Raw genomic sequence first — 3,608 nt, forward strand, 5'->3', positions numbered from 1 at the left:
GTCAACGCATACAACGACAGAGCCGAGCCCTTCGTCTGGACCAAGAAAAAGGTCCGTCAACGCCGTTTCAAAGGCCGCCGTATCACTCAGCTCTGATTCCGGGTACTAGCGGCGCACGGCGCTTTCTCCCGGCTAATACCGCAGTCGATATCTTTGGCGACCGTGCAGGCAACGAAAAGGTTGCGTGGGTTCTGGCGTAGCCGATCAACTGATCCTACAAGCTGCCTGACCGACGGCGAAGGCACCGGACGCGTTAGAATCGAGTGGGAGAAATCGGAGTCGAGCTTGAGTGAGTCATCTTGCCAAATCTGCGACCATTCGACGCCCTCTGATAGAAGGATATTGTGAGCTGCACCACGGATAGTTTAAGTTCAACGTTGCAATCGAAATTGACTTCAACCGTGGCGTCTTGACAACCCAGAAGGGTGGTAGCCATGCGTTCAATTGTATTTGGATTGCTTTTCGCGACAGCATTTTGCAGCGAAGCCCTCTCGCAATCGACGCGATTTTGTATTGGCGAAAAGCGCTGCCCAGCGTCTTCTCCATCTTTGTACCCCTGCGGATCAAACGCCGAGCAGATAGCTGAAGAAATCTGCACTGTCCGCTTGGGCGGAGGAGACAAGAAAGTGCTGCCGCACCGGCTTGAACCGGAGGGAACGCATAATGGCCACCGTTGCGGGTACTCTTGGTACAAGGTGACCTGTATAAACAACTGAGCGCGCATTGTTGTCTGCACAATGGCACCGATCCATGACGGCGAACCTTGCCGCAGCAGTAGTTCCCCGACGGCGAAGTTATCGTTTAATTCGCGCCTTAAAAATCAACTGAGGCTCCTCCACTCAGCGCAATGCGCAAATGCAAGCGTGCTGGTCGCGCATCTCGGGGGAGTTTAGCGATCCCTCACGCACTATGCTCGGCATTGCCCAGAGCAGAACGCGGTCAGTTATATAAGCGCCACGAGGCAATCAACGATGGACCGACCTACGCAGATTCTTCTCGCCCTCATAGCTTCCGGCCTCTGGGCAAACGCATTGTGGTCAATCGGTCCGCTGCCTGCGCACGCACAAGCTCACGCCAACCCGGGAAGCGCAGAATACTATCTCAGTCGAATCGATAACAATTTAGGGCTGATCCTGGATGGTCGGTGCGCCAATCACAAGATTTGCTGATCATCGATTGAAGCGGGCCACGCGACAACGTGCGCGGCAAACGAAGGACAATGGATCTCTACAGACAAGGACTAGCAGGGAGATCAATCATGAGGCGTTGTGTAATAGGGATGGGCTTAGCGCTTGCTTTGGCAAGTGTATCTCAGGGGTATGCCGCGATCTCGGTCTCCATGGATGGATGGGATCGCATCCCGCTTGTCGTGGTCACCTTGGGCAGCAACCAGGACTGTGCCGCCAACCAAGTTGTGTTCAGCGGCCCAATGACGCGCGGGCAGTCTATTGGAACGTTTGCTGAGGCTGGAAGCAGAGGCGTCGATATTTGCTGGCGGCGAACGGCAGATCCGCTCAGCTCGAGTTCGCCACTTCAGTCCGTTTGGACGCGGTGTTCAGCGGATGGTTCGTGCATAATTTCCTAGTCGGAGGTTGTTATGAAATCAAAATCATCACTGATCATTTTAGGATCAGTCTTTACGACAGTCTTGTTCAGTGATCATGCGTTCGCGCAATGCCAAGGTAGCGCGTGCGGCGACCTTGTTGTTCAGGAACGGAACGGATGCATTATTCTTGTAAACAGAAATCCCAACAGGGCAATTAAGGTTACATCGATTGCAGTTCCCTCTACCATTTACGATGTGTACGCGAATTCCGAAAAAAGGCCGACCGTTTATGGCGGTAGCGGTGCTTGCCATACGAGCTGGTATCAAAGGTATAGCGCGGACTACATGTGAGTTCTTCAGCTCCGTGTAAACTGTCAAAATGGAGCGTGATATGAAAATCTACATCTTGGCTGCGATAATCGCTGTATCCCCGACGTTTTCGTATGCGGCGAGAGAAATTCCCATAACCAACAAGACGACTGGCTACTTCTATCATCTCAAGAAGATGACGCCGTTAAGATTTGCTTGCAATGGACAATATTCAAGTTGCGAGAAAGATACAGATTGCTGTTCCGGCTTCATCTGCATAAGCAAAAAATGCGAATGACCGTTACGGGAGTCGTTCATACGAGGTAGTGCGGTAGCGCTTACGGTTGGACTTACCTGGATGCAGCTGCATTTGATGGCTCCGTAGTTTTCACTTTGGCGGAGGAGGAACATATGCCCCGTGCTATTCGTCTATGGGATGAAAAGAACGGCGAAGGCGTTGGGAAGTCATTCGAAGTGGATATGCCCACACTGCCTCCGGAGATCGACGCGAAAGCCGAGAGTCTATCTGTTGTTCGCGAGGCGATTCCAGTGGTTCTCTACGATCAGCCAAACTACGGCGGAAATCACGTCCAACTCATACGGGCCGGCGGATGCGATGATCTGGCGAATTTACCAGGTGGCGGCAATTGGGCCAATCGCATCAGGTCGTTTAAGTTAAAGGTTCCTACTCTAAGCGAATCTGAGGTCCAAGTAGAATTGCCCGACGCACCGCGCGATATCGGACTGTAAGTTTGTGGCGCGGGCGAGAGAGGTGGCGACACCTCTCTGAGGCGAGAACGTCCGAATTTGGCTTAGCTCGGACCTCCGTTGAGGACCGCTATAGGGCGGCTATCAGGGACACAGTGGACCTGGCCTCATGCGCGCTCCGATCTGCGATGTGGGATCTATGAAACGCGCTTTAGCGGGGTCGAAAGTGATATGCCGAGTGTTGAAGCCTTCATCGTCGTTGCTTGAACGGTGCGCTTTAGCTTCTTGACTACCTTGGCGACTCCAGCGTTTTCCTTGGCCATCGCCTTCAATTGCCGCAGATCATCTTTTGTCCATTCGCGGCGAACAACCGTGTTTTTGCTGCCATGTCTACTCCATTCACTTGTGCATTGCTTGTACACCGCTCCAGGCAGCGCAGGCATCAACTCATGGGTGGATCAAATCACATGGAAAGTTTCAGCGCCTAAACACCTGCGCGCCGATACAGCCGGTTGGTTCTCATCAATCACAAGAGAACACGAATGGGACTACGATCACGATCAGCTCGTGGTCGAAGCTTGCAAGTCGTGGGACAGATCAGAACAAGCTAAAGTACTGGCTAAGCACGGCGTGCTTCGGCGCAGCTTAGTCGAGGGTCGTACAGGGGGATCGAATCCCTGGGTAAGAAGGGGCATCGACCGGCATATGAGAAAATTCACGTATCCACAAAATGGAGATTCCGCCCCAACCGGGCTGATGGGATCAGTGGGGCTGAGAAGACGGCTTCGGAAGGAAATGCAGGCGGAAGGATGATCTTGGCCTACCAGCGCCGACGCCACAATGATTGAGTTCGCCGCCAACCTAATGTTTCAGCAACAAAGCGGTCTGATCGATAGCCCAGCCCGCACGCTCTTGGTGTTCACGCTAATCAAGCTCTGTGTTTCGGCATGGAATAAGGACCCCGTTTTCGGGGTGATCGGCATCCAATCGGGACCCCGGGATAAGGGTCCACAGTGGCTTCCATCGAGTCATGGAAGCCGAGGTT

The 3,608-nt window shown here is 53.2% G+C and carries 3 protein-coding genes; 2 read left to right on the top strand and 1 reads right to left on the bottom strand.

Annotation, left to right across the window (positions count from 1 at the left end):
* The first annotated feature begins 2,266 nt into the window (after nucleotides 1–2,266).
* On the top strand, nucleotides 2,267–2,605 hold the full coding sequence (locus QJT78_RS49445; RefSeq protein ID WP_157790184.1) for a peptidase inhibitor family I36 protein: 339 nt from the start codon (nucleotides 2,267–2,269) through the stop codon (nucleotides 2,603–2,605).
* A 155-nt stretch (nucleotides 2,606–2,760) separates the two neighbouring features.
* On the opposite strand, the gene QJT78_RS49450 is transcribed toward QJT78_RS49445, so the two are convergent.
* A complete protein-coding gene (locus QJT78_RS49450; protein ID WP_240537867.1) occupies nucleotides 2,761–3,006 on the bottom strand; it encodes a hypothetical protein in 246 nt (81 codons plus the stop codon).
* Between the two features lie 397 nt (nucleotides 3,007–3,403).
* On the opposite strand from QJT78_RS49450, the gene QJT78_RS49455 reads away from it, so the two are divergent.
* Nucleotides 3,404–3,608: hypothetical protein (locus QJT78_RS49455; protein WP_281460799.1), on the top strand; the 205-nt coding region annotated here is incomplete at its 3' end.

This window comes from Bradyrhizobium sp. Mp27 (genome assembly GCF_029953005.1).
In the GTDB taxonomy this organism is placed as follows: Bacteria; Pseudomonadota; Alphaproteobacteria; order Rhizobiales; family Xanthobacteraceae; genus Bradyrhizobium; species Bradyrhizobium barranii.